Source organism: Klebsiella sp. D5A (assembly GCF_001620885.1).
In the GTDB taxonomy this organism is placed as follows: Bacteria; Pseudomonadota; Gammaproteobacteria; order Enterobacterales; family Enterobacteriaceae; genus Klebsiella; species Klebsiella variicola.
On record NZ_LOAR01000014.1, the window covers coordinates 128,363 to 153,876 of the forward strand.

Annotated in this window: 22 protein-coding genes and 1 riboswitch; of the genes, 13 read left to right on the forward strand and 9 right to left on the reverse strand. The window is 60.1% G+C overall.

The features are described from left to right. The first annotated feature begins 22 nt into the window (after positions 1-22). Positions 23-1,648 (forward strand): alpha-amylase family protein, encoded by a 1,626-nt coding sequence (locus AS136_RS19945; protein WP_063266923.1) that lies wholly within the window; start codon positions 23-25, stop codon positions 1,646-1,648. Here the strand turns inward: AS136_RS19945 and AS136_RS19950 are convergent. The 3 genes from AS136_RS19950 to AS136_RS19960 all read right to left on the reverse strand — a co-directional run bounded on the left by AS136_RS19950 (position 1,645) and on the right by AS136_RS19960 (position 3,913). Further along, a complete protein-coding gene (locus tag AS136_RS19950; protein WP_012968128.1) occupies positions 1,645-2,640 on the reverse strand; it encodes an SDR family oxidoreductase in 996 nt (331 codons plus the stop codon). The two genes, AS136_RS19945 and AS136_RS19950, sit on opposite strands and share 4 nt — an antisense overlap. A gap of 314 nt (positions 2,641-2,954) precedes the next feature. Further along, positions 2,955-3,401: a DUF421 domain-containing protein gene (locus AS136_RS19955; protein ID WP_008804762.1), complete on the reverse strand. Its 447-nt coding sequence runs from the start codon at positions 3,399-3,401 to the stop codon at positions 2,955-2,957. An 8-nt stretch (positions 3,402-3,409) separates the two neighbouring features. Then, a complete protein-coding gene (locus AS136_RS19960) occupies positions 3,410-3,913 on the reverse strand; it encodes a hypothetical protein (protein WP_063266924.1) in 504 nt (167 codons plus the stop codon). Between the two features lie 145 nt (positions 3,914-4,058). On the opposite strand from AS136_RS19960, the gene AS136_RS19965 reads away from it, so the two are divergent. The 4 genes from AS136_RS19965 (at position 4,059) to AS136_RS19975 (ending at position 6,143) form a co-directional block, all read left to right on the forward strand. Then, positions 4,059-4,463 (forward strand): YdeI family stress tolerance OB fold protein, encoded by a 405-nt coding sequence (locus AS136_RS19965; protein WP_063266925.1) that lies wholly within the window; start codon positions 4,059-4,061, stop codon positions 4,461-4,463. 15 nt (positions 4,464-4,478) lie between these two features. Then, the gene (locus tag AS136_RS28810; protein WP_012541624.1) at positions 4,479-4,625 is read left to right on the forward strand and encodes a hypothetical protein; all 147 of its coding nucleotides are present in this window, start codon (positions 4,479-4,481) and stop codon (positions 4,623-4,625) included. A gap of 113 nt (positions 4,626-4,738) precedes the next feature. Beyond that, on the forward strand, positions 4,739-5,170 hold the full coding sequence (locus tag AS136_RS19970) for an OsmC family protein (RefSeq protein WP_008804765.1): 432 nt from the start codon (positions 4,739-4,741) through the stop codon (positions 5,168-5,170). Between the two features lie 103 nt (positions 5,171-5,273). Beyond that, positions 5,274-6,143 carry an oxygenase MpaB family protein gene (locus AS136_RS19975; protein ID WP_038422606.1) on the forward strand — a complete coding sequence of 290 codons (870 nt, stop codon included), beginning with the start codon at positions 5,274-5,276 and terminating at the stop codon, positions 6,141-6,143. 3 nt (positions 6,144-6,146) lie between these two features. Here AS136_RS19975 and AS136_RS19980 read toward each other — a convergent pair whose 3' ends face one another. Continuing rightward, the gene (locus tag AS136_RS19980) at positions 6,147-6,833 is read right to left on the reverse strand and encodes an ABC transporter substrate-binding protein (protein ID WP_063266926.1); all 687 of its coding nucleotides are present in this window, start codon (positions 6,831-6,833) and stop codon (positions 6,147-6,149) included. 220 nt (positions 6,834-7,053) lie between these two features. Here AS136_RS19980 and AS136_RS19985 point away from each other — a divergent pair, with 220 nt between their 5' ends. The 4 genes from AS136_RS19985 (at position 7,054) to AS136_RS20000 (ending at position 12,808) form a co-directional block, all read left to right on the forward strand. Continuing rightward, positions 7,054-8,007, forward strand: coding sequence for a cation diffusion facilitator family transporter (locus AS136_RS19985; RefSeq protein WP_063266927.1), 954 nt, complete (start codon positions 7,054-7,056; stop codon positions 8,005-8,007). Positions 8,008-8,238: 231 nt separating this feature from the next. Continuing rightward, positions 8,239-9,156: a bestrophin family protein gene (locus tag AS136_RS19990; protein ID WP_012968132.1), complete on the forward strand. Its 918-nt coding sequence runs from the start codon at positions 8,239-8,241 to the stop codon at positions 9,154-9,156. 321 nt (positions 9,157-9,477) lie between these two features. Further along, complete coding sequence (locus tag AS136_RS19995) at positions 9,478-11,778, forward strand: FdhF/YdeP family oxidoreductase (RefSeq protein WP_063266928.1); 2,301 nt, start codon at positions 9,478-9,480, stop codon at positions 11,776-11,778. Between the two features lie 148 nt (positions 11,779-11,926). Continuing rightward, positions 11,927-12,808 carry a LysR family transcriptional regulator gene (locus AS136_RS20000; RefSeq protein WP_038422603.1) on the forward strand — a complete coding sequence of 294 codons (882 nt, stop codon included), beginning with the start codon at positions 11,927-11,929 and terminating at the stop codon, positions 12,806-12,808. A 20-nt stretch (positions 12,809-12,828) separates the two neighbouring features. Here the strand turns inward: AS136_RS20000 and AS136_RS20005 are convergent, their stop codons facing one another. Then, positions 12,829-14,235 carry an MFS transporter gene (locus AS136_RS20005; protein ID WP_032740549.1) on the reverse strand — a complete coding sequence of 469 codons (1,407 nt, stop codon included), beginning with the start codon at positions 14,233-14,235 and terminating at the stop codon, positions 12,829-12,831. 262 nt (positions 14,236-14,497) lie between these two features. Between AS136_RS20005 and zapE the strand changes: the two genes are divergently transcribed. Beyond that, on the forward strand, positions 14,498-15,559 hold the full coding sequence (zapE, locus tag AS136_RS20010) for a cell division protein ZapE (RefSeq protein WP_012968136.1): 1,062 nt from the start codon (positions 14,498-14,500) through the stop codon (positions 15,557-15,559). Positions 15,560-15,593: 34 nt separating this feature from the next. On the opposite strand, the gene katG is transcribed toward zapE, so the two are convergent. Continuing rightward, positions 15,594-17,771 carry a catalase/peroxidase HPI gene (gene katG, locus AS136_RS20015; RefSeq protein WP_023322677.1) on the reverse strand — a complete coding sequence of 726 codons (2,178 nt, stop codon included), beginning with the start codon at positions 17,769-17,771 and terminating at the stop codon, positions 15,594-15,596. A 341-nt stretch (positions 17,772-18,112) separates the two neighbouring features. Further along, a riboswitch (ZMP/ZTP riboswitch) is annotated at positions 18,113-18,192 on the forward strand. Positions 18,193-18,209: 17 nt separating this feature from the next. Between katG and AS136_RS20020 the strand changes: the two genes are divergently transcribed. From AS136_RS20020 to AS136_RS20030, 3 genes are all read left to right on the forward strand, one after another. Further along, positions 18,210-18,842, forward strand: coding sequence for a LysE family translocator (locus AS136_RS20020; protein WP_023322676.1), 633 nt, complete (start codon positions 18,210-18,212; stop codon positions 18,840-18,842). A 221-nt stretch (positions 18,843-19,063) separates the two neighbouring features. Next, positions 19,064-20,974 (forward strand): penicillin-binding protein 2, encoded by a 1,911-nt coding sequence (gene mrdA, locus AS136_RS20025; protein WP_012541633.1) that lies wholly within the window; start codon positions 19,064-19,066, stop codon positions 20,972-20,974. 111 nt (positions 20,975-21,085) lie between these two features. Continuing rightward, a complete protein-coding gene (locus tag AS136_RS20030; protein ID WP_008804776.1) occupies positions 21,086-21,823 on the forward strand; it encodes a glutamine amidotransferase in 738 nt (245 codons plus the stop codon). Here the strand turns inward: AS136_RS20030 and pqqF are convergent. Genes pqqF through pqqD form a run of 3 tightly spaced genes read right to left on the reverse strand, consistent with a single transcriptional unit; the run spans position 21,820 to position 25,512 of the window. Further along, positions 21,820-24,105, reverse strand: coding sequence for a pyrroloquinoline quinone biosynthesis protein PqqF (gene pqqF / locus AS136_RS20035; protein WP_063266929.1), 2,286 nt, complete (start codon positions 24,103-24,105; stop codon positions 21,820-21,822). The genes AS136_RS20030 and pqqF overlap by 4 nt on opposite strands. Further along, entirely contained in the window at positions 24,105-25,247 is a 1,143-nt protein-coding gene (pqqE, locus tag AS136_RS20040; RefSeq protein ID WP_008804778.1) for a pyrroloquinoline quinone biosynthesis protein PqqE, read from the reverse strand. The genes pqqF and pqqE overlap by 1 nt, the downstream gene beginning before the upstream one ends. Next, complete coding sequence (pqqD, locus tag AS136_RS20045) at positions 25,234-25,512, reverse strand: pyrroloquinoline quinone biosynthesis peptide chaperone PqqD (RefSeq protein ID WP_008804779.1); 279 nt, start codon at positions 25,510-25,512, stop codon at positions 25,234-25,236. Before pqqD ends, pqqE begins: the two co-directional genes overlap by 14 nt. Between the last annotated feature and the right edge of the window lie 2 nt (positions 25,513-25,514).

The following is a 25,514-nucleotide window of genomic DNA, read 5'->3' on the forward strand; positions in this document are numbered from 1 at the left end:
GTGAATAAGCAAGGTGATAGTGATGCAACGGGAACAGTGGTTTCACAGAGCGGTCATTTATCAGGTTGATAGTTCACTGTTTTATGACGCTAACGGTGACGGCTACGGCGATCTCGCCGGTATTCGCCAAAAGCTACATTACATTCGCAGCCTCGGGGCGACGGTGCTCTGGCTGACGCCTTTCTATCTCACCCCTCTGCAGGATGATGGCTATGATATCAGCGACCATCTGCAGCCCGATCCGCGCTTTGGCACCATCGCCGACGTGATTGAGCTGATTGCCCGCGCCCGGGAGCTGGGGCTGCGGGTGATTGTTGAGCTGGTTATCCAGCACACTTCCGCCCAGCACCCGTGGTTTCAGGCGGCGCGACGCGATCCCCGGTCGCCGTGGCGGCCATACTATCTTTGGGCCGACAGGCCGCCGGAGAAGGACGATCCCCCCATGTTTCCCGGCGTCGAGGAGAGCGTCTGGCGCTGGGATGAACAGGCCGGGCAATACTATCGCCACATGTTTTATCGTCATGAGCCGGATCTGAATCTTGCTCATCCGCCGGTGATCGCTGAAATCGAAAACATCATTACCTTCTGGCTGCAGGCGGGGGTGTCAGGTTTTCGCCTCGATGCCGCGTCACATCTGGTGAAACAGGCCGGGAAGGGCGACGAGGCGCGCGGCTACCCGCTGCTGAACCATCTCCGGCAGGTCGTTCAGCGTCTCAATCCCGAGGCGATACTGCTGGGTGAAGTGGACGTTGCGGTAGAAGATTACCGCCATTACTTCGGTCACGGCGATCGGCTGCAGATGGTGCTCAATTTCTGGCTTAACAAATATCTCTACCTCAGTCTGGCGCAGCAGCGCGCCGCCCCGGTGGTAAAAGCCCTGCAGGCGATGGTGACCCCGCCGGACGGGTGCTGCTTCGTCAACTGGCTGCGTAACCATGATGAACTGGATCTCGAGGGGATCGGCGAACGCAATAAACGCCAGGTTATCCGCACCTTTGCCCCTGATAAAGCCATGTCCGTTTACCAGCGTGGCGTACGCCGGCGACTGGCGCCGATGCTGGATGGCGATACCCGGCGCATGGCGCTGGTCCATGCGATCCTGCTGGCGCTGCCCGGCGTGCCGGTGATGCGCTATGGCGACGAGATTGGCATGGGAGACGATCTGAGCTTACCGGAGCGCTACGCGGTCAGAACGCCGATGCAGTGGTCGGCGGCGCCCAACGGCGGCTTCTCCCGGGCGGCGCGGGACGATCTGCCGGTAAAACCGATAGCCAGCGGGCGGTGGCGCTACCAGCGGATCAATGTCGAAACGGCACTGCGCCACCCCCGATCGCTGCTGAACCGGGTGCGCAACATGGTGCTGGCGCGGGCGGAATATACCGAGCCGGGCTCCATTGCTTTCGCCATCCTCGCGGTGAAACCTGCTGCGGTGCTGGGCCTGTGCTATCGCAGCGAATCGCGGGAAGTGCTGATGCTGGCGAACTGCAGCCAGCAGGCGGTAGAGGTCCTGCTCCCGCCGCTGGCCGAGGGCTACTGGAGCCCAATTCTGGAAGATAAGCTCTATCAGGATGGGCTACACGGCGGGAAAGATGCGCGGCTGGCGCTTTCCGGGTATGGGTACCGCTGGTTCAGCCGGAGCCTGGATTAACGACGTTTCCCGGAACGACGGAACAACGCCCGCAGGGCCATCGTCGCCACCGCTACCCCGACGCCGGCAGCCACTTTTCCCGGGAGATCGGCGCTGATGGTCACCGCTTTACGCCGTGCGCCATCGTTAAAGGGGCCGTGTCCGGGGTGATTGCCGCGTACCGGCGTGAACAGGTCGTCCTGATGCTCTGCCGGCTTCGGCTGGCCGGTAAACTGTCCCTCCCACGCCTTTTTCACCATCAGACGATCGAGCAGGCGAGGAAAGAAGACCTGGCCGAGGATCGACTGGATGGTGCTTTTCCCGACCCACAGTTCGTTGACCGGACGCTGGATGACGCTATAGATAGCCTCGGCGGCGACTTCTGGCTGATAGACCGGCGGCACCGGCTGCATGGCCTGATCCATTTTATTCCGCGCCCAGCCAAACTGGGCGGTGTTCATCCCCGGCAGCTGGACCATGGTCAACTGGATGTGGCTTTTCTCGTGCATCAGTTCGGTACGCACGGCATCGGTAAAGCCGCGGATCGCCGCCTTGGCTCCACAGTAGGCCGATTGCAGGGGAATCGACCGCCAGGCCAGCGCCGAGCCGGCCTGAATAATCACTCCCCGATCCCGGGGCGCCATCACCTCCAGCGCCGCACGGGTGCCGTTGACATAGCCGAGATAGGTCACCTCCGTCACCCGGCGAAATTCCTCCTCGCTCATCTGACGAAAGGGGGCCAGCACGGTGGTCATGGCGTTGTTGATCCAAACGTCTATCGCGCCAAGTGTGGCTTCCACCTCGGCGGCGGCGCGCTGCAGCGCCCCGGCATCGGCGACGTCGGCGCTAATGGCCAGCGTTTTAATGCCAAATCGTTCGCAGGCCTGCTGGGCTTCCTGCAGACCCGTCTCATCTCGGGCGATCAGCGCCACGTGGTATCCTGCGCGAGCGAAACGCAGTGCGGTGGCTTTGCCCGCCCCCGCGGTTCCCCCGGTAATTACCATCACAGACATAGAGACCTCATTTTTTTTGGCTAGCGCAATATTAACTGCACAGATCGGTTAATTATTCCTCACAAATGACAATGACGAGGTGGGAAATATCCTGGAATATACGCAGTGTGAATCAGACGACATATCCGGATGATGCTGGCTGGATCGTGCCTGCATCGGCGAGGACGTTCTATAATCTGTTAGAACCCTGTCAACCCGCGAGGAGGAAAAATGGTGACATTAAACATGCTTAGCGTTGAAAAAGAAGAGGATGATGCCACCCGCGCCCCCGAATCAGGTGATAAACAACCGGAGCGCGATAAATAAAATTGAGACTATTCCTTTTCAGGAATAATGGATATCTGGCCGTTACGCTCGAGGATAGCGAATTTGATCGCTTTGAGCTCATAGATCCCATGGTGCTGCCTGGCTGCCAGCAGGATATCATCGACAGAGATATTGACGAGCTTTATCTTTTCGTCGATGACAGCACCATTTTCCACCACAATAACCGGGCTACCATCAATGAAATTTTCCGCCTGCGAGAAGCGTTTCTTAATATAGCCGAATAAAATATCAACACCCACCAGAGTGACGATGGTGAGCATCGAACCGGTGACGGAATAGTCTGTGCTGAGCATCGCCTGTTGGGTGGCTTCGCTAATTATCAACAGCAATATTAGATCAAAGTTGGTTAACTGCATCAGCGTTCGTCTGCCAGCAATCTTAAAAATAATCAACAGGATAAAATAGATTGCTGCGGCTCTGAGGACCATTTCCATAGCCACTCCTAGGGATAGACAAACTGGTTCCAGGTGACAGGCGCGCGATCGTTCACTGCCGCCTGCAGGGAAAAATTGCCGGCTGTTTTTGGGGTAATGGATAACCACACGGACATCGGCGAGCGGTTGGCCGCTTGCTGATACACGAGGTATAATTTCCCCTCGGCACTGTACATTTTATCCGGCTGCGGGCGGATATCACCGACCTGGTAGCGCGATAAAAACGGGGCGGTGAAGCTGATAATTTTTTCACTACCTCCATCGGGTTTAATCTGAATATTCACTTCGGTTTCACTCATCAGTCTGGCATACCGCTGATAATCGACGCTTAATTCACCTTTGGCACTTTCCCGGTGCGCTTCACTGAAATAACCGGAAGACCACAGACCGCTTAGCGCGGTAAGAATGATGAGACTCAGAACAATTATCCCATAGCGCCGGAATCGATATTCGAAGCGTAGTGCTCGTTCATTCTCGTCAACGATGGGACAATCCTGTTGATTCTTAATCATTATTATTTTCCCCGCGTTTCGTTTCGGCAACAGCGTAACGATAAGGACATTCTTATATTAGTCGATATCAGAACAATTGACTTTGTAAAAATGAATCGCCTCAGCCAGGCTTTATTCTAATCATCGGTAAAATGACGGAGGGATGATGAAAAAATTAGCGCTCGCTATGGCCTGTGTACTCGCCGTGGGTATTGCACAGGCGGACGATAAGGGCGGTTTTAGTCAGGATGCCGCGCCGCCGCCGCCGCACAAACTGGATGACGGCTATCGCGGCGTCGAGGATGGCCGGATCATGACCGTTGAGCAGGCGAAAACCATGCACGATGGCGCGACTATTTCACTGCGCGGTAATTTGCTCACCCGAGGGGAAAATGACCGTTATCAGTTTCGCGATAAAAGCGGCACCATCACCGCCATCATTCCGGTCGCCGCGTTTAACGAACAGCACGTAGAGCCTGACGATCTGGTCAGCATCAACGGTAGCCTCGATCGCAAAATGACGCCGCCGGTGGTGCGTGTCGATCGTCTGCTCAAGCAGTCGCCTAAGTAAGCGGAGAACGCCGATATGAGTAACACATCTCAGCCGCAAGGTGAGCAGGGCGGAAAGCATCCTGCGCGTGAGGCGCCTGCCGAGCATGGCGAAGTGCCGCGTAAACGGGACGACAGCAAGGACGACAAAACCGATCCTTATCAGCCACACGATGGTCGTTAGCGAGGCTGACCACGAGATCCTTAAGGGCACAGTGATGCCCAGGCCGCAGAAAAGGCGCAGGTTCGGCATCACGCACTATACTTTTTGTTCGACATCATCACAGGAGGAGTCACATGGCGATTCATAAGAAAGGGCTGGCGCACTGGGAAGGCGATCTGAAACATGGCAAAGGCACCGTGTCGACAGAGAGCGGGGCGCTGAGCCAGCAGCCCTACGGCTTTAACACCCGTTTTGAAGGGGTGAAAGGCACTAACCCTGAGGAGCTGATTGGCGCCGCACATGCCGCCTGTTTCTCAATGGCCCTGTCGCTGATGCTCAGCGAAGAGGGCTATACCGCAACGTCTATCGACACGACGGCGGTGGTCACCCTCAATAAAACCGACGGCGGCTTTGCGATAACCGACATCGCGCTGCAAAGTCAGATTGTTCTGCCGGACGTTGCGCCGGCGGCATTCGATGAGATCATTCAGAAAGCGAAGGCCGGTTGCCCGGTATCGCAGGTGCTGAAAGCCAATATCACTCTCGACTACCAGCTGAATCCGTAAGCTGTCGTGCCCGCGCGCAGCGGGCACCCTTTCCCGATATCTCTCCCTGCGCTGCCCAATAGTGGTATCTTTTGTCCTTTAATTGCACGTAAGGGACATCATCATGATCGGCATTCGCGGGATGATCGAGGCGCAGGTGCTCGGCCTGACCGGCATGGCGCTAAAAGAGATCGATTTTGAACAGCCTAAAGGGGAGCCGGGGCTTTTTGGTCCGCAGTCGGCCATCTGGCAGGTACACGGCGATTTTACCTCGATGCTCTGCGGCGGCATCAGCGCGCTGCTGCTGCAGATGCTGCATCCCCTGGCGCTGGCCGGCGTCTGGGATCACTCCCGTTTCCGTGAGGACATCTTTGGCCGCCTGCGCCGCACCAGCCAGTTTATTTCCGCCACCACCTTTGCCACTACCCCCGACGCCGAGCGGCTCATCGCCAAAGTGCAGGGGATCCATCAGCGGATCGGCGGGGTGGATAAGGACGGAACGCCTTATCAGGCCAGCGATCCGGCGCTGTTGACCTGGGTGCACGTCGCCGAGTGCAGTCGCTTTATGGCCTCCCACCTGCGCTACAAGCGGACAGTGGTCAGCGCCGAGCGCCAGGAGGACTATTTCCGCGAGTCGGCGGAAATCGCCCGTCGGCTGGGGGCCCAGGACATCCCTCAGACGCCGCAGGAAGTGGCGGACTATCTCGAGGCGATGCGCCCGCAGTTGCGCTGTGACGAACGTACCCGGGAGGTAGCCGAGGTGCTGCTCTCTACTCGTCTGCCGGGTAGGCTGAGCCAGCCGGTGGGTCAGGTCATGATGCGCGCCGGAATCGATCTGCTGCCGGAATGGGCGCAGGAGATGCTGGGGCTGTCGCTCACGCCGCTGCAGCGGCATACGACGCGCCTGCTGGTGCATGGCGTGGCCCGCGTGCTCCGTGCCTCGGTACGCAACGGCGCCTGGCATTGCGCCATGCGCCGGATGCAAGTGGAGTGAAGGTCACTCCGCCTTGCCCAGCTGTCGGGCAATCAGTGCTTCCAGGCTGCCATCCGCCCGCCACTCGCTGAGCGCGTCATTCACCGCGTTGAAGCCAGCGACATCCGCCCGGGCGACGCAGATGGCCTGCTGGATCTCGGTAAAATTATCCGCCAGTACCCGCACCCCAGCGTGCTGACGGGCTGTCGCCTCCAGCGGCTGTCGGATACCGGCGACCATATCTCCTTCACCGGCGAGGAAGGCGTCGATGGCCTCCTGCGAGGAGGGAAGGCGATTCAGGCTGGCGTGCTGCAGATGACGGGTTAACCACAGATCGTAAGCGGCGTTTTGCCCGACGTTAATGGTGGTTGCCGGGCGATCCATGTCGGCCACGCTCTGGCAGGGCGAACCGGCTCTCACCAGCGCGGTCCCCTGGATGGTGATGTAGGGAGGCGTAAAACGCAGGGTCGCTTCCCGGGCCGGGTCGATGGCCAGAAACGCAATGTCCCAGTGCTCGCCACCGGCGTCAGCCACCACTTTTCCGGCGGCAGGATAGGGGACGAACTCGGCGGTGACGCCCCAGCGCGTCGCCAGCCGATGGCTGAGCTCGACGGTGAGACCTGCGGGCTCCCCCGTCTCCCCGAGATGGGCCAGGACCGCGTTGCCCAGGTTAATGGCAAAACGCAGCCGGGATGAAGTGATCTCTGACATCGCTGACTCCTGTAGTGGTGAAGAGAAAGTGGCCCGACCTGCCGGGCCAGTCATAAGATAGCCCATCCGCGCGCGGTTGTACCTGTCCTGCCACCCTTTCAGAATATATTAATAATCGACAGCGCCGATATCGTTAAACGGAAAGGCAATGGCTTTTATATTGTTAAGCATAAACTCAGCTTGTCAGTTTATTCTTCCCGCTCACAAAGGGAGAGAAATAATGACACAACATAATTTTGAAAATGATAATAAATATCATGAGCGTTCGGTGCAGGCGCGAAAGAGTACCCTTATTAGCGTGGTGGTCAATATTTTCCTTTCCGTGTTTCAGGTTGTGGTGGGAATATTCTCTGGCTCCCAGGGGTTGATTGCTGATGGGATGCACTCTTTTTCCGATCTGGTCGCCGATGGGGTGGTGCTGGTGGCGAATAAAAAGAGCCGTCGACCCTCAGACCACGATCACCACTATGGACACTGGCGCTACGAGAATGGCGCCTCGCTGATCCTCGGCGCGATCCTGGTGCTGGTCGGGATTGGCATGCTGTGGTCCGCTGCGGGTCACCTGGCGCAGCCGCAGACGATTCCGGCGGTGCACAGCGTGGCGTTGTGGATGGCGCTGGTGGCGCTGGCCGTCAAGGAGGGGCTGTTTCGCTATATGCTGGCGGCCGCCACGCGGCTGAATTCATCGCTGCTCATCGCCAACGCCTGGCATGCCCGCTCTGACGCCGCGTCATCTCTGGTGGTGGCGCTGGGGATTATCGGTAACCTGGCCGGGTTCGCCTGGTTCGATCCGCTTGCCGCGCTGGCGGTGGGACTGCTGATCACCCGCATGGGCTATCGTTTCGCCGCCACGGCGCTGCACGATTTAATGGACCGCGCCGTCGATGAAGAGACGCAGCAGGCGATCGCCGGCACGCTGCAGGCCACGCCGGGCGTGGCGGGTCTGCACGATTTGAAAACCCGTAAGGCGGGGGATCTGGTGCTGGTGGATGTCCATCTCGAGGTGGCGGGAGAGATGTCTGTAGCCGAGGGACATCAGATTGCCCGTCAGGCGCGGGAGCGGGTCCTGGCGCAGCATCCGGTGCTTAACGTAATGGTGCATCTTGATCCCAGCGACGCGGCCAGCGCGCTAGGCGGGGCTGACAAAAGCGGCCTGGCGCACCCGGTGTCCTGAACCGGCAATTTTATTGGCTCAGCGGCTATTTTTTCCCTGAGCCTTAATTGCTGGCGCATCGATTGCCTGAAATATAAAAAAGGCCCATACTAAAAACGCCATTACCATCGCTAAATAATGGCGAAGATCTGCCCATCGCAGTTAACGATAAAATAAACCAATCGGTTCATAGATAATCTCTATTCTTTATTCAGAGATAATGACCAGAGCGGTAATTCAGGAAGTCAGACAATGATCATTCGGCCAGAACAACACTGGTTTCTTCGCTTATTTGACTGGCACGGCTCCGTGCTGTCGAAAATCATCTTTCGTCTGCTGCTTAATGTGCTGATGTCCATCATCGCCATTATCAGCTATCAATGGTACGAGCAGCTGGGGATCCACTTAACGGTGGCGCCGTTCAGCCTGCTGGGGATTGCGATTGCGATTTTTCTCGGCTTTCGCAACAGCGCCAGCTACAGCCGGTTCGTCGAAGCGCGCAATCTGTGGGGGACGGTGCTTATCGCCGAACGTACGCTGGTACGCCAGTTGCGCAATATCCTGCCGGCCGAACACGATGTCCATCGCCGCATCGTCAGCTATCTGGTGGCCTTTAGCTGGAGCCTGAAGCACCAGCTGCGCAAAACCGATCCGACGGCTGACCTGCGGCGGCTGCTGCCGGATGACAAGGTGGCGGAGATCCTCGCCAGCTCAATGCCCACCAACCGGATCCTGCTGCTGGTCGGCAACGAAATTGGCCAGCTGCGGGAGGCGGGCAAGCTCAGCGACATCACCTACGGGCTGATGGACAACAAACTCGATGAGCTGGCGCACGTGCTGGGCGGTTGTGAAAGGCTGGCGACCACCCCGGTGCCATTCGCCTATACCCTGATCCTGCAGCGCACCGTGTACCTGTTCTGCACGCTGCTGCCGTTCGCGCTGGTCGGCGATCTGCACTACATGACGCCGTTTGTCTCGGTGTTTATCTCCTACACCTTTTTGTCGTGGGATTCGCTGGCGGAAGAGCTGGAAGATCCTTTCGGTACCGCCGCCAATGATCTGCCGCTGAACGCCATGTGCAATACCATTGAGCGCAATCTGCTCGACATGACCGGTCAGCATCCGCTGCCGGAGACGCTGCGTCCGGACCGTTACTTCAATCTGACCTGAATCAGACCCACCGGGCGGTTTCCGCTGCCCGGTCATCGCTTTCCCGTGGGTCTTTTATCCGTCAGCGCACAGCGACGATAACCGCGAAAATTTGCAAATAAGTTAAATTTAACACCTGATAGATAACATCAATTATACAGATTTGTTGTGTATGTTATTATTCAGTTAACAAACGCAGTACCTACGCTTTCCCATCGTACTATCCTTGAGAAACCGCATCCTAATCAGGTGACGCCGTGCTAACCACGCCACGTCGCCCGGGGCCGTCGTACGCCTTTTTTCAGGCTGCGGCGGCCAGAACAGAGCAGCAGGAGTTAAAAGATGACCAATAAAAGACGCGCGGTGCCCGGTGTTCACCCCTATGATGGCCCGGCAGGCGGGTGGGGCGCCCTGAAGGCCACGGCCATCGCTGTGCGTACCCAGATGGATGCTTTCGAAGCGCCCGCCACGCTGCTGCGAACTAACCAGCCGGATGGGTTTGACTGCCCGGGCTGCGCCTGGCCGGATAAAGAGCATAAATCCACTTTTCAGTTTTGCGAAAATGGCGCCAAAGCCGTGACCTGGGAGGCGACCACCAAACGAGTGACGCCCGAGTTCCTCGCAGCCAACACTGTGACCTCCCTGCTGGCGAAGAGCGATTTTGAACTGGAAGGCTACGGCCGCTTAACCCATCCTTTAGTCTACGACCGCGCCAGCGATACTCTGCGTCCGGTGGCGTGGGAGCAGGCCTTCTCCCGCATCGGCGAGATCCTTCGCGGCCTGCAGCCTGATGAGGTCGAGTTCTATACCTCTGGCCGGGCGTCCAATGAGGCAGCGTGGCTGTTCCAGCTGTACGCCCGCGAGTATGGCACCAACAACTTCCCCGACTGCTCCAACATGTGCCATGAATCCACCAGCGTGGGCCTGCCGCAGTCGATCGGGATTGGCAAAGGCACCGTCTCCCTCGACGATTTTGACCAGACCGAACTGGTGATCTCCATCGGCCATAATCCGGGCACCAACCACCCACGGATGATGGGCACCCTGCATGAGCTTTCCCGCCGCGGCGTGCCGATTATCGTTTTTAACCCGCTGCGTGAGCGGGCGCTGGAGCGTTTTGCCGATCCGCAGAACGTGATGGAGATGGCGACCCGGCGCTCGACGCCGATCGCTTCGACCTACTACCAGGTGCGGGCCGGCGGTGACGCGGCGGCGCTGAAAGGGATCGCCAAAGCGCTGCTGCAGCTGGAGGAGGAGCAGGGCAATGTGCTCGACCACGCGTTTATTGCCCAGCATACCCAGGGATTCTCCGCCTTTGCCGAGGATCTGCATGCCACCCGCTGGCAGGATATCGAACAGGAGTCCGGCCTGACGCGCGGATCCCTGACCCAGGTCGCCGTGGCTTACGCCAAATCCAGGGCCACCATCGTCACCTACGGCATGGGTATTACCCAGCATAATAAAGGCACTTCCAACGTCCGTCTGATTGCCGACCTGCTGCTGATGCGCGGCAACATCGGCAAGCCGGGCGCTGGCATCTGTCCGCTGCGCGGCCACTCAAACGTGCAGGGAAACCGCACCGTCGGGATCAGTGAAAAACCCTCTGCGGCCTTCCTCGACAGCCTGCAGCGGGTGATGGGGATTACGCCGCCGCGGCATCATGGTCACGATGCGGTGAAGGCCCTGGAGGCCATGATCGCCGGCGACGCCAAAGCCCTGATTTGCCTCGGGGGCAACTTCGCTGTGGCGATGCCGGATCACGAACGCGCCTTCCCGGCGATGCGCGGCCTTGAGCTTAGCGTTCACGTCGGCACCAAGCTCAACCGCTCGCACCTGCTGACGGCGAAAGAGACCTTTATTCTGCCGTGTCTGGGCCGCACCGAGCTTGACCTGCAGGCCAGCGGCCGGCAGTCGATCACTGTCGAGGATTCGATGTCGATGGTGCATGCGTCGTCAGGCAAGCTTAAGCCCGCCTCGCCGACGCTGCGCTCGGAGCCGGCGATTGTCGCCGGTCTGGCGAAGGCCACTCTGCCGGCCAGCAAAGTGGACTGGCTGTATCTGGTGGAAGATTACGACCGCATTCGCGATCTGATCGAACAGACCATTCCGGGGTTCGAGGAGTATAACCAGCGTATTCGTCATCCAGGGGGCTTCCGCATGCCGCTACCGCCGACCGAGCGCATCTGGCCAACGGCCACCGGTAAAGCGATGTTCTCCGTCTTCAAAGGGGTGCATGAGAACGTGGTGGTGGAGGGCGAAGATGTGATGCGCTTAGTGACGCTGCGCAGTCATGATCAGTACAACACCACCATCTACGCGATGGATGACCGCTACCGCGGTGTTTTTGGCCGCCGCGACGTGCTGTTTATGAATGAACAGGACATGGCTGCCCAGGGGCTGGAACATGGCGATCGGGTAGATATTCATACCGCGCTGCCAGACAGCGAGCTGACGCTGGAAGATATCACGGTGGTAGCCTACGGCATCGCGCCCGGCACCGTCGGGGCCTATTATCCGGAAGCCAACGTGCTGGTGCCGCTGAACTATCTGGATGAAGAGAGCGGCACCCCTTCATATAAGTCGGTTCCCGTTCGTCTGACGCTGCGCTCGAAAGAGATCCGTCCGCTGGCCGGCGTACGCTAAAAAGCAGGGCGCAGGGCGGCATCGCGCCGTCCTGCGCCCCACAGCACCTCGTGATATCCTCGCTTGAATTTATCGCTACTGAAACTAACATTCTGGTAACCTGTGCGCGGCCCCGGGGGTGAACGGCGGGGTTCAAACGGGAAAGAGAATGGATATTAAGCAACTCAAGTATTTGATCGCGCTCGATCAGACGCGCCATTTTGGCCAGGCGGCGGCGGCCTGCCATATTACTCAGCCGACCCTCTCCATGCGCATTCGTAATCTGGAAGAGGAGCTGAACCTGACGCTTATTCAGCGCGGCCAGCGCTTTGAGGGGTTTACCCCGGAAGGTGAGCGGATCCTGGCCTGGGCGCGGGCGGTGCTGGCTGCCCATGATGGTCTGGCGGCAGAGGCGGCGATCTGTCGCGGGCAGATGGTCGGTCAGCTGCGGGTCGGCATGGTGCCGCTGGCGAGCCTGAACCCGATGCAGCTGATTAAACCGCTGGCGGAGAAATACCCGGCGCTGCAGTTCAGCCTGCTGTCGATGACCTCGGAGCAGATTATCGATGGCGTCAGCCGTAACCAGTTGGATCTGGGGATCTGTTATCTGCAGCATCTGGATGAAGGTCAGTTCAAGATTGCCCGGTTGCCGCAAACCCGGATGGGGCTCCTGCATGATAAACGCCATTTCGACTTCAGCGGTGCGACGCCGGGGTGGGAGGCGCTGGCGACGTTGCCCCTCGGTTTTCTGACCAAGGGAATGTACTACCGGGAATCCATTGAAATCAGCTTTAAGGCTAAAGGGCTAACGCCGAAGTATGTTTTTGAAAGCGATTCGACGTTTCAGATTATCCAGGCGGTGCAGGCGGGGATCTGCTGCGCGATTATGCCGCTCAACAACGGCCTCGAAGCGCTGAGCGATAATCTTGACATTCTGCCGATCGCCGAAACCCAGGTCGATTCACAGCTGGCGCTGATTATGCGCCAGCAGGAGCCGGTATCAACCCTGGCGGAAAAATGCTTCGCCGAGGCGCAGGGGATTTTTGGCTGAGGCCAGTCCCTGCGACAACCTCAGATATTCTCCAGTCGAATGCCCCGCGTTCTGGGGCCGAAGATCCCTACCGACAGCATCACCATCAGCATACTGACGATGATAAAGCTAATCACCCCCGGCGTGCCGGCGTATTGCAGAATAATGCCGATCAGGATGCTGGTCACCGCGGTGGAGAGCCGGCTGAACGAGTAGCAGAAGCCGACGGCGCGGGCGCGAATATGGGTCGGGAAGACCTCGGCCTGGTAGGCGTGGTAGCTGATGGTCAGCCAGGCGTTGGACCAGGTGATCATAAACCCGCAGATCACCAGCAGAATCGGGCTGTTTTGCAGGGCGAACAGGGTCCCGAAGATGACAGTCATCAGCGCGGAGAGGACAATTTGCCACTTGTTCTCAAAGCGATGCACGAAGCGGGTGCAGAACAGGCAGCCCAGCGGATAGGCGAGGGTGATAAAGAAGGCGTACAGCAGACTGTGAGTGATGCTGGCCCCCTGACCGGAGAGCAGCGCCGGCAGCCAGTTGCCAAAGCCGAAGAAGCCGATCGCCTGGAAGAAGTTCATCACCATTAGCATCAGGGTGCGCTGCCGATACTGCGGCGCCCAGATTTCGCGGAAGGTGCCGCGTTTGACGACGCTCTGTGCCGCATGCGCATGCTTCGGCGACGGCGTCACGCCACAGCGGGCTTCCATCTCACTCATCACCGCATGCGCGTCATCATGCCGCCCTTTGCTTTCCAGCCAGCGCGCTGACTCCGGCAGCTTTTTGCGGATAAACCAGACCGCCAGCGAGAACAGCGCGCCAAAGATGATCACCCAGCGCCAGCCGCTGAGGCCGAAGAGGGTGGTTGGCACCAGCATCCAGGACATCAGCGCCACCGCCGGAACCGACAGGAACTGGATGAAGAAAGCGAAAGCAAACGCTTTATTGCGCAGATGGGTTGGCATCCATTCGCTGAGATAGGTGTCAATGGTCACCAGCTCAATACCGAGGCCGATCCCCACCAGAAAGCGGAAAAAGATCACCCCTTCCGCGCTGCTCTGCGTCGCCATCAGCAGCGAAAAGAGGCCGTACCAGGCGAGCGCCACCATAAACGTCAGACGTCGCCCCAGCCTGTCCGCCAGCGGCGCCAACAGACTGGCGCCAATAAACAGCCCCATAAAGGTGGCGGAGGCAAAAGCCGCCTGATCGGCAATCCCGAATATCCCCGCCTGCCCGGTGTGGAAAATCCCGTCGGCCAGCAGCCCTGCGCTGATATACCCGGTCTGGAACAGGTCGTAGAGCTCGAAGAAGCCACCGAGGGAGAGCAGGGTGATAAACGACCATAAACCGAAGGAGGCGGGCAGCGCATCAATGCGTCCGGTTAAGCTGGCGTGCGGTTGTCCTGGCGAGGCATAAGGCGCGCCGCCGAGAACCTGGGTGGTAGACATGGTGTTGTATTCCTCAGGATGAATGGTTTGCCTGCTAATGTTAATTGATTGTTAATAGTTTTATATTTTTAATCCTACGCGTTAGCTGCAATCTTTAGCGCAAGATATCGCGGTACACCATGAAAAATGAGATTCATGCTAGTTTACGCCGCATGCCAGGCGAAGAATTGAAGTAAATCACCGCGGACGGTATTTCCCATTGTGCGATTCGCCAACCCGCAGGAAAGCGGCTAGAATGGCCTCCTCGCAGGAGGTTATAAGAATGTTAAAAGAGGGATGTATGGCGTCGTATTCAGATCAGCCAGAGATGGCGACTGAGTTTCGCTTTACCCGTGTGATGGCCGAGCAGGCGGCGCGGGCGCGTCTGACGCTCGATGACGATCAGCTGTCGCTGATCGCTCGCCTGGATGCTCTGGGCCAGCAGCTGTTGTCCGCGGCTGGTACGCCGCAGGGGCTGTACGTCTGGGGGCGGACCGGGCGGGGGAAAAGTTTTATCCTCGACCACTTTTTTGCCAGCCTGCCGCTCGCCGCCCGGCGGCGGGTCCATTTTCATCACTTCTTCCGCGAGCTACATCAGCGGCTGAATGCTCCCGGCGCGCCCGACCTGCAGGCGGTGATGAGGCAGATGACTTCCGGCTGTCGCCTGCTGTGCTTCGACGAATTTCATCTTCACGACCCTGGCGACGCGATGCTGATCAAGGTCTTACTGGAGCATCTCTTTCAGCGCGGTATTGTGCTGTTGGCGACGTCAAACTATCCGCCGGAGATGCTGCTGCCCAATCCGCTGTATCACGATCGCTTTTTACCGTCGATCGCGCTGATCCGCGCCCACCTGGCGGTCGTCGCGCTGAACGGTGAGGAGGATTATCGCCAGCGTCATCTGAGCGTCGATAATGCCTTCTGCAGCGGGCGGATGTGGGTTAATCCGAATACACAACAGCGTCAGCTGTATGACCTGCCGTCGTTACCTGCCGAACCGGTTTCGCTGACGGTAGGTTATCGCACCCTGCTGGCTGCCACGGCGTCATCCACTCTGCTCCACTTCACCTTTGCCCAGCTCTGTCAGGCCGCCACGGCGGTGATGGACTATCTGACGCTCAGCGAAAGCTATACGGTTTGGTTACTGGATGAAGTGCCGCCGCTGGCTACGGTGGGGCCGGCGGCCCAGCAGCGCTTTATCAACGTGATTGATGTGCTGTATGAAAAGCAGATCCGCCTGCTGCTGGTAACCTGCTGCGATCTGGAGACACTGGTGGCCGGGGTGGAACTGGAGGATATTCAGCGTACGCGGAGTCGCCTGCAACAGTTGCCGCGGGCGGTATAAGCAAAACGCCCCGGCGGGTGCCGGGGCGGGGGGATTACAGGTCGAAGCGGTCGAGATTCATCACCTTAGTCCAGGCGGCGACGAAGTCATGCACCAGCTTCTGCTGCCCGTCGGCGCAGGCATACACTTCCGCCAGCGCGCGCAGTACAGAGTTGGAGCCAAACACCAGATCCACGCGGGTGGCGCTGTACTTCGCCTCGCCGGTTTTACGGTCGCTGCCGGTAAACAGCTCCGCGTGGTCATCGGCCGCTTTCCAGACGTTGGCCATATCCAGCAGGTTGACGAAGAAATCATTGCTGAGCACGCCGACGCGGTCGGTGAACACCCCGTGTTTGCTGCCGTCGTAGTTCGCGCCCAGTACGCGCAAGCCACCGACCAGCACGGTCATTTCCGGGGCGGTTAGCGTGAGCTGCTGGGCTTTATCGATCAGCAGCGTTTCCGTCGAGACACCGCCTTCGATACGGCGATAGTTGCGGAAGCCATCCGCCAGCGGCTGCAGCAGGTCAAACGACTCGACGTCGGTCTGCTCAGGCAGGGCGTCGACGCGGCCTGGGGTAAACGGCACGTTAACGCTGACGCCGGCGGCAGCGGCCGCCTGCTCAACGCCGACCACGCCAGCCAGCACGATGATATCGGCTAACGACGCTTTGCCGGAGGCACGCTGGATCGCCTGCAGAGTCGGCAGCACCCGGCTGGCGATAGCATTGACCGGCCAGTCTTTCTGCGGAGCGAGGGCCAGGCGTGCGCCGTTGGCGCCGCCGCGCTTATCGCCGCCGCGGAAGGTGGAGGCGGAAGCCCAGGCGACCGAAACCAGCTCACTCACCGACAGGCCGGCGCCGGCGATGGCGGTTTTCAGACTGGCGATATCCTCAGCGCTCGGCTGATGAGTCGCTGCCGGCAGCGGATCCTGCCAAATCAGATCTTCTTTCGGCACTTCCGGACCGAGGTAACGGGATTTTGGCCCCATATCACGGTGGGTCAGCTTGAACCACGCCCGGGCAAACGCCTCGTTAAAGGCCTGCGGATCGTTGAGGAAGCGGCGGGAGATCTTTTCAAACTCCGGGTCGAAGCGCAGGGTCAGGTCGGTGACCAGCATGGTCGGTTTGCGCTTTTTCCCCGGATTAAACGGATCCGGGATAATTTCCGGCGCATCTTTGGCTTCGAACTGGATAGCGCCAGCCGGGCTGCGGGTCTGCACCCATTCATATTTAAACAGGTTCTCGAAGAAGTAGTTGCTCCACTGGGTGGGCGTCTGCGTCCAGACCACTTCCAGACCGGAGGTGATGGCATCCGCACCTGCGCCGCTGCCGTAGCTGGAGTGCCAGCCCAGACCCTGCGCTTCCAGCGGGGCGGCTTCCGGCTCGGCGCCGACGTGGCTGGTTTCGGCGGCGCCGTGGGTTTTACCCAGCGTGTGGCCGCCGGCGATCAGGGCGACAATCTCTTCATCGTCCATCGCCATATTGCCGAAGGTGGCGCGAATGGCTGCCGCGGCGGACAACGGCTCGCCGCTGGCGTTCGGTCCTTCCGGGTTGACGTAGATTAGCCCCATTTCGGTGGCGCCGATGGCCTGTTTGGCCAGACTTTCCGGGTGACGGTGGGCCAGCCACTCTTTCTCATCGCCCCAGTCGACGTCCAGATCCGGTTCCCAGACATCTTCACGACCGGCGCCAAAGCCAAAGGTGCGGAAGCCGGCGTTTTCCAGAGCGACGTTACCCGCCAGCATGTAAAGGTCGGCCCAGGAGATTTTCTGGCCATATTTCTGTTTTACTGGCCACAGCAGACGACGGGCTTTATCGAGACTGACGTTGTCTGGCCAGGAGTTCAGCGGCGCAAAGCGCTGCTGCCCACGGCCTGCGCCGCCGCGACCGTCAACGGTGCGGTAGGTGCCGGCGCCGTGCCAGGCCATGCGAATAAACAAGCCAATATAGCTACCCCAGTCTGCCGGCCACCACTCTTGCGAGTCGGTCAGCAACGCTCTGAGGTCAGCTTTCAGCGCGGAGTAGTCGAGCTTTTTAAACTCTTCCCTGTAGTTAAAATCCTCACCCAACGGGTTGGAACGACTGGAGTGCTGGTTCAGCAGATCGACACGCAGCTGGTTAGGCCACCAGTCGCGGTTGCCGGTGCCGCTGCCGGCGCTCTGTTTTGGCGTCTCGGCGTGGAAAGGGCACTTTCCGGCGGATGCGTTGTTGGATGGGTCGTTAGACGTGCTCATATCAGGCTCCGTTTGCTTTTGTGAATGCCATTACGATATACACTGCTACCAATAAGCGATATTTGAATGAGTCTACAGATTTAATAGCTAATTCCGTTCAACGAAGGGTAAACATCCCCTTATATGACCAGGTGGACCTGGCGGTTAGTATAAACCTCACCATTAACCATAGACGTAACGAGACGGCAAAGGAAACGATCTGCGTCAATCAGGGAGCCGGATTGCTAATTGTTTGAGATATGACAATTTTCCTGCGAGAAAAGGATGAGGGCTGTCCGTTGCGCGAGCGTAACGAATGTTCGGTACGGGGGTTGTTGGCGGACACAGAATAAGCTAATACTTAGGCACCATGTGACTGGCGCTGAAGACAGAATACTGTCGGGGAGCATGGTCGACGTCGCCGCGCGCCTGGGCATTACCGATAGCTGGAGATAAGTTATGCCTGAATTCGCTTCATTAACGGCCTTTGCCGCGGTGGCGCTGGGGTTGGTGTTAACCCCAGGCCCCAACATGATGTATCTCACTTCGCGTTCGATTTGCCAGGGAAAACGCGCTGGCTTTATCTCCCTTGCCGGCGTGGCCGTGGGATTTTTCTTCTATATGTTGTGTGCCGCTTTCGGCATCACCGCGTTGGTTTTCGCGGTTCCATACGCCTACGATGCCTTGCGTTTATGCGGGGTCGCTTATTTGCTCTATCTGGCGTGGCAGGCGATCAAACCGGGAGGGCGGCCGATATTTGCGGTGCGCGACTTACCCGCGGACAGTGGGCGTAAGCTGTTTCTGATGGGATTCCTCACCAGCCTGGCGAACCCCAAAGTTGCCATCCTGTATCTGTCCCTGCTGCCGCAGTTTATCACTCCCGGACTCGGCAGCGTGCTCAGTCAGTCGTTAATATTAGGCTGTACCCAGGTGATCATCAGCGTGGCGGTGAACGGCATGATTATCTTGCTGGCCGGGCAGGTGGCGTTATTTCTTGGTCGGCGGCCGGGCTGGCAACAATTTCAACGCTGGCTGATGGCGACGGTACTGGCGGGAATGGCGGTTAAGATCGCTTTTGAGGCCAGAAAATAAGCGGGTTGATCATGTAAACAGATGCCAGCCGTCCCCGTTGCTGGCTAACCTCGCACTCTGATGCCTTTCTCCTGCACAGAAAGGCTTCCCACGCTCTAACATGCTGAAACATTTCTGCCAGATCATTAGCAACCTTTCAGTAGGGCTGGCGCCGCGATAAGGCTATGCTTCCCGGCCGTTACGCTGTTGGCTTTTCTTGTGATTCAGGTGATGTACCGCTAATGCCCCTTTTGAGAGATGAAATTCGCGACCACTCCGCGGAAGAGATGCTGTTTATCCGCCGGGCCGCAATTGCTTTTCTGCTGGTGGTGGTCTGCTTTGGCGTGCTGATCGTCAACCTCTACCATCTGCAGGTGGAGCAGCATGATTTCTACCAGACCCGATCGAACCAGAACGACATTAAGATGCTGCCCATTGCCCCCAGCCGCGGGCTGATATTCGATCGCAATGGCATTCCGCTGGTGCAGAACATTACCCTGTATCGCCTGCAGGTGATCCCGAGCAAAATTCCCGATATGACCGCGCTGCTGCAAAGCCTGACGCCGATCGTCGACCTGACGCCGGATGACATCGCCAGCTTCCGCGACGATATGCACCACAACAGCCGCTATAAAGCGGTGACGCTGAAGTCCGACCTCAGCGACGTGGAGGTGGCGCGCTTCGCGGTTAACGAATTCCGTTTCCCCGGCGTGACGGTGGAGAGCTATCAGCAGCGCGAATACCCGTACGGCGCCGAGCTGGCGCACGTGGTGGGCTATGTGTCGAAAATTAACGACAACGACCTGCAGCGGCTGGCGAAAGACGGCGAAGAGGAGAACTATGCTGCCGACCACAATATCGGCAAGCAGGGGATCGAGGGCTATTACGAAAAAGCGCTCCACGGCACCACCGGCTATCAGGAAGTGGAGGTCGATAACCACGGCCGGGTGGTGCGTCTGCTGAAAGAGGTACCGCCGGTGGCCGGGAAAAACCTCTATCTGACCCTCGACCTGCACCTGCAGCAGTATATTGAGTCGGTGCTGAAGGGGCAGCGGGCGGCGGTGGTGGTGGTCGATCCCCGGGATGGCGGCGTGCTGGCGATGGTCTCCAGCCCCAGCTACGATCCTAATCCGTTCGTCAAAGGCATTGGCTATCAGGCCTATAAATCGCTGCTCGATAATCCGGACCGGCCGCTGATCAACCGCGTCACCCAGGGGCTGTATCCCCCGGCCTCGACGGTGAAGCCCTATATGGCGCTGTCGGCGCTCTCCGCAGGGGTCATCACCCCGAACACCACCTTCTTCGGCGCGCCGACGTGGACACTGCCGGGCACGCAACGCCGCTACCGCGACTGGCTGAAGACCGGCCACGGGATGCTCAACGTGACCAAAGCCATCGAAGAGTCGGCTGACACCTTTTTCTATCAGGTCGCTTTCGAGATGGGCATTGACCGGATCCATGAGTGGCTGAGCAAGTTTGGTTACGGCCAGTCCACCGGCATCGACCTTAATGAGGAGTATGCCGGCGTACTGCCCAGCCGGGAGTGGAAACAGCGGGTGCATAAAAAGCCCTGGTATCAGGGGGACACCATCTCGGTCGGCATCGGCCAGGGGTACTGGATCGCCACGCCAATTCAGATGGTGAAGGCGCTCACCACCCTGCTGAACAATGGCAAGGTGCAGGATCCGCATCTGCTCTATTCGATGAAGCAGGGCAACCATGTGGAACGTTATCAGCAGCCGGCGAACCTGCCGCAGGTGGGCGATCCGAAATCGCCGTACTGGGGCATTGTGCGCAACGGCATGTATGGGATGGCGAATCTGCCCAACGGCACCGGCTACAAGCTGTTCCATACCGCGCCGTACCAGATCGCGGCGAAGTCCGGCACCTCGCAGGTGTTCAGCCTGAAGCAAAACCAGACCTATAACGCCAAAATGATCCCGGTGCGTCTGCGCGACCATATCTTCTATACCCTGTTTGCCCCTTATCAGCATCCGAAGGTGGCGATGGCGCTGATCCTGGAGAACGGCGGCGGGGATGGGGTGGTGGCCGGACCGACGGCGCGCGCCATTCTGGACCACATCTTTGTTCCGCAGCAGGCGTCATCCGCGGCGGCTGACGTGCCGCAGCGTGACAGCGCCGATGCCCAGTAAGCGGCTGGACTTATTCCGGACGCGCATCGTTCATAGATATTGGTTATTTGTCCCGCGGCTTTCCGGGCGGCATAGTGATGGCAGGAACATGACCCGGAGCGAGGAGGAAGGGTGACACGTAACCGATTATTGCTGGTTCAGACCGGCACGCCGCCGGCAGCCATCCGCGAGGAGCATGGCGATCTGCCGCACTGGTTCCGTACGCTGCTGGCGCCGTGGCAGGCGCAGCTGACCGCGGTGCGGGTCTTTGAAGATGAACCGCTGCCGGCGCCGGATCGCCAGACCGTGGCGGTTCTCACCGGTTCGTGGGCAATGGTGTCCGATCGCCTGGCATGGAGCGAACGGACCGCCGACTGGATCCGTCAGGCGGTGGCTATTGGCATGCCGCTGTTCGGCGTCTGCTATGGTCATCAACTGATGGCCCATGCGCTGGGCGGTGAGGTGGCTTACCATCCTGCCGGGCGGGAAAGCGGCAGCAAAACGATTGCGCTTTCGCCGTGGGGTGTCGATGACCCGCTGCTGAGCGGCCTGCCAGCGACATTCCCCGCGCATTTGAGCCATTTGCAAACCGTGACCCGTTTGCCGGAGGGGGCTACCGTGCTGGCCGCATCCTCCCACGATCCCCACCAGATTGTGCGCTACGGGCCGCAGGCGGTCTCCACGCAGTTTCACCCGGAATTCACCGCGCCGATTGCCCGCTCGCTGATCCGCTACCGGGAGGCGGTGCTGCAGGCGGAAGGCATCGACCCACAACAGTTACACGACGAGGTCCAGGAGAGCCCGCAGGCCGCGGCGATCCTCACCCGCTTCGTCAGCGACTTTCTGACCCCGGATGCCCCCGGCCATTAACTCCCTGTCGTGAACAGCACTCGCCAGCGACGACGCCGGCGGGTCATCTCACGCCACAGGGCGACCACCTCTTCAACGCGCAGCGCGTCAGCCGCCTGCGGCGTCACCCCCGGCAAGTTATACTCCTGGCGCAGCGCGTCCAGGGCGCGCACCTTCGGCGGTACCCGGGAGCGGGCCTGAGCGGCCAGCCGCTGCTGTAACAACCTGAAGGTCGCCTCATCCATGGGGTCCAGCTGGCGCAGAAAGGTTTTACAGCAGCGGAGGAGTTCTCCGGGACGGCGTTCCGGGGACTGGAGCGCCATCAGCAGCCCATCGCGATCGGCAACGCGCTGATAGCGGCAGCTCACCACATAGCCTATCTGCTGCTCCACCCGCAGGCGCTGGAAAAACGGCGGCTCGCAGAACTGCGCCAGCACCCGCAGGGCCGCCAGCGAAGCGCCTTCCGGCAGCGGAAGAAAGACCAGTAGCGCCGTGTCGCCCCGGGGATAAGCCAGCCGCTCGACGCCGCCGCGGCAGGGGGCCGGAGCGGGCATCGGCGGATTAACCGGGACGGTAAGCCGGCTCAGCTGACGCGCTACCCACTGCGCATCTTCCGCGCTGCCGCCGGTCAGGGCCGCCAGCCAACCTTCCTGGTGCGCTGACGTACCCAGCCGTTCGGGGAGCTGGGCGATGAGATGACGGATCGCAATACTCTCCGGCGGTGGGGGCAGCGGGGCGACCGGGAGCGCGAGCTGCCGCACGATGGCCTGCAGAATCGCCTCCGGCCGTTGGCCGGACGCAGGCAACTGCAGGATCAGCTGCCAGCTACCGTCGAACAGATGCCACTCGCCGTGTCCCCCGGCATGGCGCAGGGCGGCAAGCAATGAACGCAGCTGTTCCCCGCGCGCCAGCCCCCCGGCCGGCGTGGGCGAGCAGTAGAAGGGCGGTCGCAGCAGGAGCGTCGGCGGCTCTCCCGGTGACGGGAGGTGACGCAGTGGCGCGGCTTCCGCCGGGCTTTCGGCCACGAGCTCGCCAGCGGCCTGCGGATAAAAAGCGAATGCCAGCGCCGGGTCAGAGACCGGACGTGGCGAACAGCGGCTGAGCGGCAGGCTAAAGCCCTGGGTGGCTACCGTTGCTCCGGGGGGCTGCGTCTGGCAGGCCAGGCTGACCGTGGGGGCGGCCAGCAGGGCGGCGCAAAAATCGGCGAACCCGGTGGGCGGCGCCCCGGGGGCAAAGCCGAATGCCCGCTGGCGCAGCTGATCGAGGGGCGACAGCGCCTGAAAACGGCGCCGGGACAGCTGATAGTAGTGTTGCTGCTGCTCAGGCGTCGTCTGCTGTAGCGCCTGCAACCAGTGGGTTATCTGCCGGTCGACCTGTTCCGGCCGGTCGCTGGCGAAAATCAGCGCCAGCCAGCCGACGTGCTGATCCTGATACAGCCAGTTCAGCGCCACGTCCTCGGCCATCCCGCGCTGGCGCAGGCCGGCCATCAGGCTACCGGGGGCTTCATCCAGCAAAAACTCGCGCAGTAACGTGACATTGTCACTTAAGGCGATCAGCGGGCAGCGCCACAGCGCGGGCTGGCTGGAGACGGCCAACTGCAGTTGAGGGGGCTCGCCCAGAGTCAGCGGCGGCGCCGGCGGCGGAGCCTCGCCCGGGGCAAGCCCGGCGGCGAAACGTGCCGCCAGTTCGCCAAGCACCTCCAGCGACTGCGGTCCCTGCAGCCAGAGTTGCATCCGGCGGGCGACGTAGTGGCTATGGTGAAAGTTGCGTAAGGCCGCCTGTAGCGCGAGGAAATCCTCCCCCAGCGACACGGCGTCGCCGACCTGAAAGCGGCGAAACGCCGCGGGCGCGATGGCGGCGTGACGCACGGCGGCTTCCCGTCGCGACAACTCATGCTGTTGGATCAGGCGGTTTTCGGCGTCGATAACCGCGACTTCGCGTTGAATATCGTCCCTGAGCAGCAGCGGCGCCTGCAGCATCTCCTGCAGGCGCGCGACGCCGTCAGCCAGACCCTCGGCGGCGACCTCGAAAAAGAACGCGCTGTGGCGGGCCAGGGTGGTGGCATTCACATTCCCTGCCTGGCGCTGCACCCAGCCCATCAGCCGTTCATCATTGCGGTAGCGCTCACCGCCGTAAAACAGCAGGTGTTCCAGCAGGTGCGCCAGACCGGGGAAGCGCGACGGTTCGTGGTGGCTGCCGGCGGCAACCCGCACCAGGGCCGCCGCGCGATCGGCCTGCGGCTGATGAACCAGGGTAGCCTGCAGGCCGCCCGGCAGAGTGACAGTGCGGGTCGCCAGCGTCATTACAGTTCCCGGGTTTTGTAGATCAGCTGCGAGCGGGTACGGTTGCGGAACTGCAGCTGGCTGACTTTGATGTCGCTGCAGGCCGCTTCGCGCCGGGCCTCAAGGATTTTGTGATGATGTGGGGATTTGCTGCACACCGGGTCGGCGTTATCGGCGCTGCCGGTCAGCATAAAGGCCTGACAGCGGCAGCCGCCGAAGTCTTTCTCTTTTTCATCACAGGAGCGGCACGGCTCCGGCATCCAGTCATACCCGCGATAACGGTTGAAGCCGAACGAGTCATACCAGATCGATTCCAGACTCTGCTCCAGCACCGACGGGAACGCCACCGGCAGCTGGCGCGCGCTGTGGCACGGCAACGCAGTGCCTTCCGGAGTGACGCTGAGGAAAATCGATCCCCAGCCGCCCATACAGCCTTTCGGGCGTTCCTCGTAATAGTCCGGGGTGACGAATAGCAGGTTGGTGAGGTTACCGCTGGCGGCCATTTTCTGCCGGTAATCGGCGACCACCTGCTCGGCGCGGGCGATCTGTTCCCGGGTCGGCAGTAACCCCTCGCGATTAAGAAACGCCCAGCCGTAAAACTGGCAGGTGGCGAGCTCGACGTCATCGGCTTCCAGCTCAATGCACAGCTCGATAATTTTATCGAGCTGGTCGATGTTATGCCGGTGGAGGACGAAGTTCAGCACCATCGGGTAGTCGCGCGCTTTCACCGCTCTGGCCATCGCCAGCTTCTGCTGGAAGGCTTTTTTATTGCCGGCGAGAGCGGCGTTGAGCACCTCATCGCTGGCCTGGAAGCTAATCTGGATATGGTCCAGTCCGGCCTCGCTGAAGGCGTCGAGTTTGCTCTCGGTTAGCCCAATTCCCGAGGTGATCAGGTTGGTATAGAACCCGAGGTCGCGCGCGGCGCGGATCAGCTCCGGCAGATCTTTACGGGTCAGCGGCTCGCCGCCGGAAAAGCCCAGCTGTACGCTGCCCATCGCTCGCGCCTGGCGAAAGACCTCGATCCATTGTTCGGTGGTCAGCTCCTTTTCCTGCCGGGCGAAGTCCAGCGGATTGGAACAGTAGGGACACTGCAGCGGGCAGCGGTAGGTCAGCTCCGCCAGCAGCCACAGCGGCGGATTGACGGCGGGTTTATTCTGGCTCACGGCAGGTGATCCACTTCTGTTGACAGGCGATCTGCAGGAACTCGACGACGTCGTCATCGACGCCGCCGGCTTCCGGGAAACGTTCGTTAAGCATGGCGATAATCGCCGCGACGTCGCGCCGGCCATCGACCAGCTCGAGGATCGCCGCGGCGGTCTCATTGAGTTTAGCCATTCCCTCCGGATAGAGGATCACATGGCTCTCCTGGGCGGCTTCCCACTGCAGTCGGTAGCCGCGACGAAAGGCAACGATGGACGTTTTTTGCATGA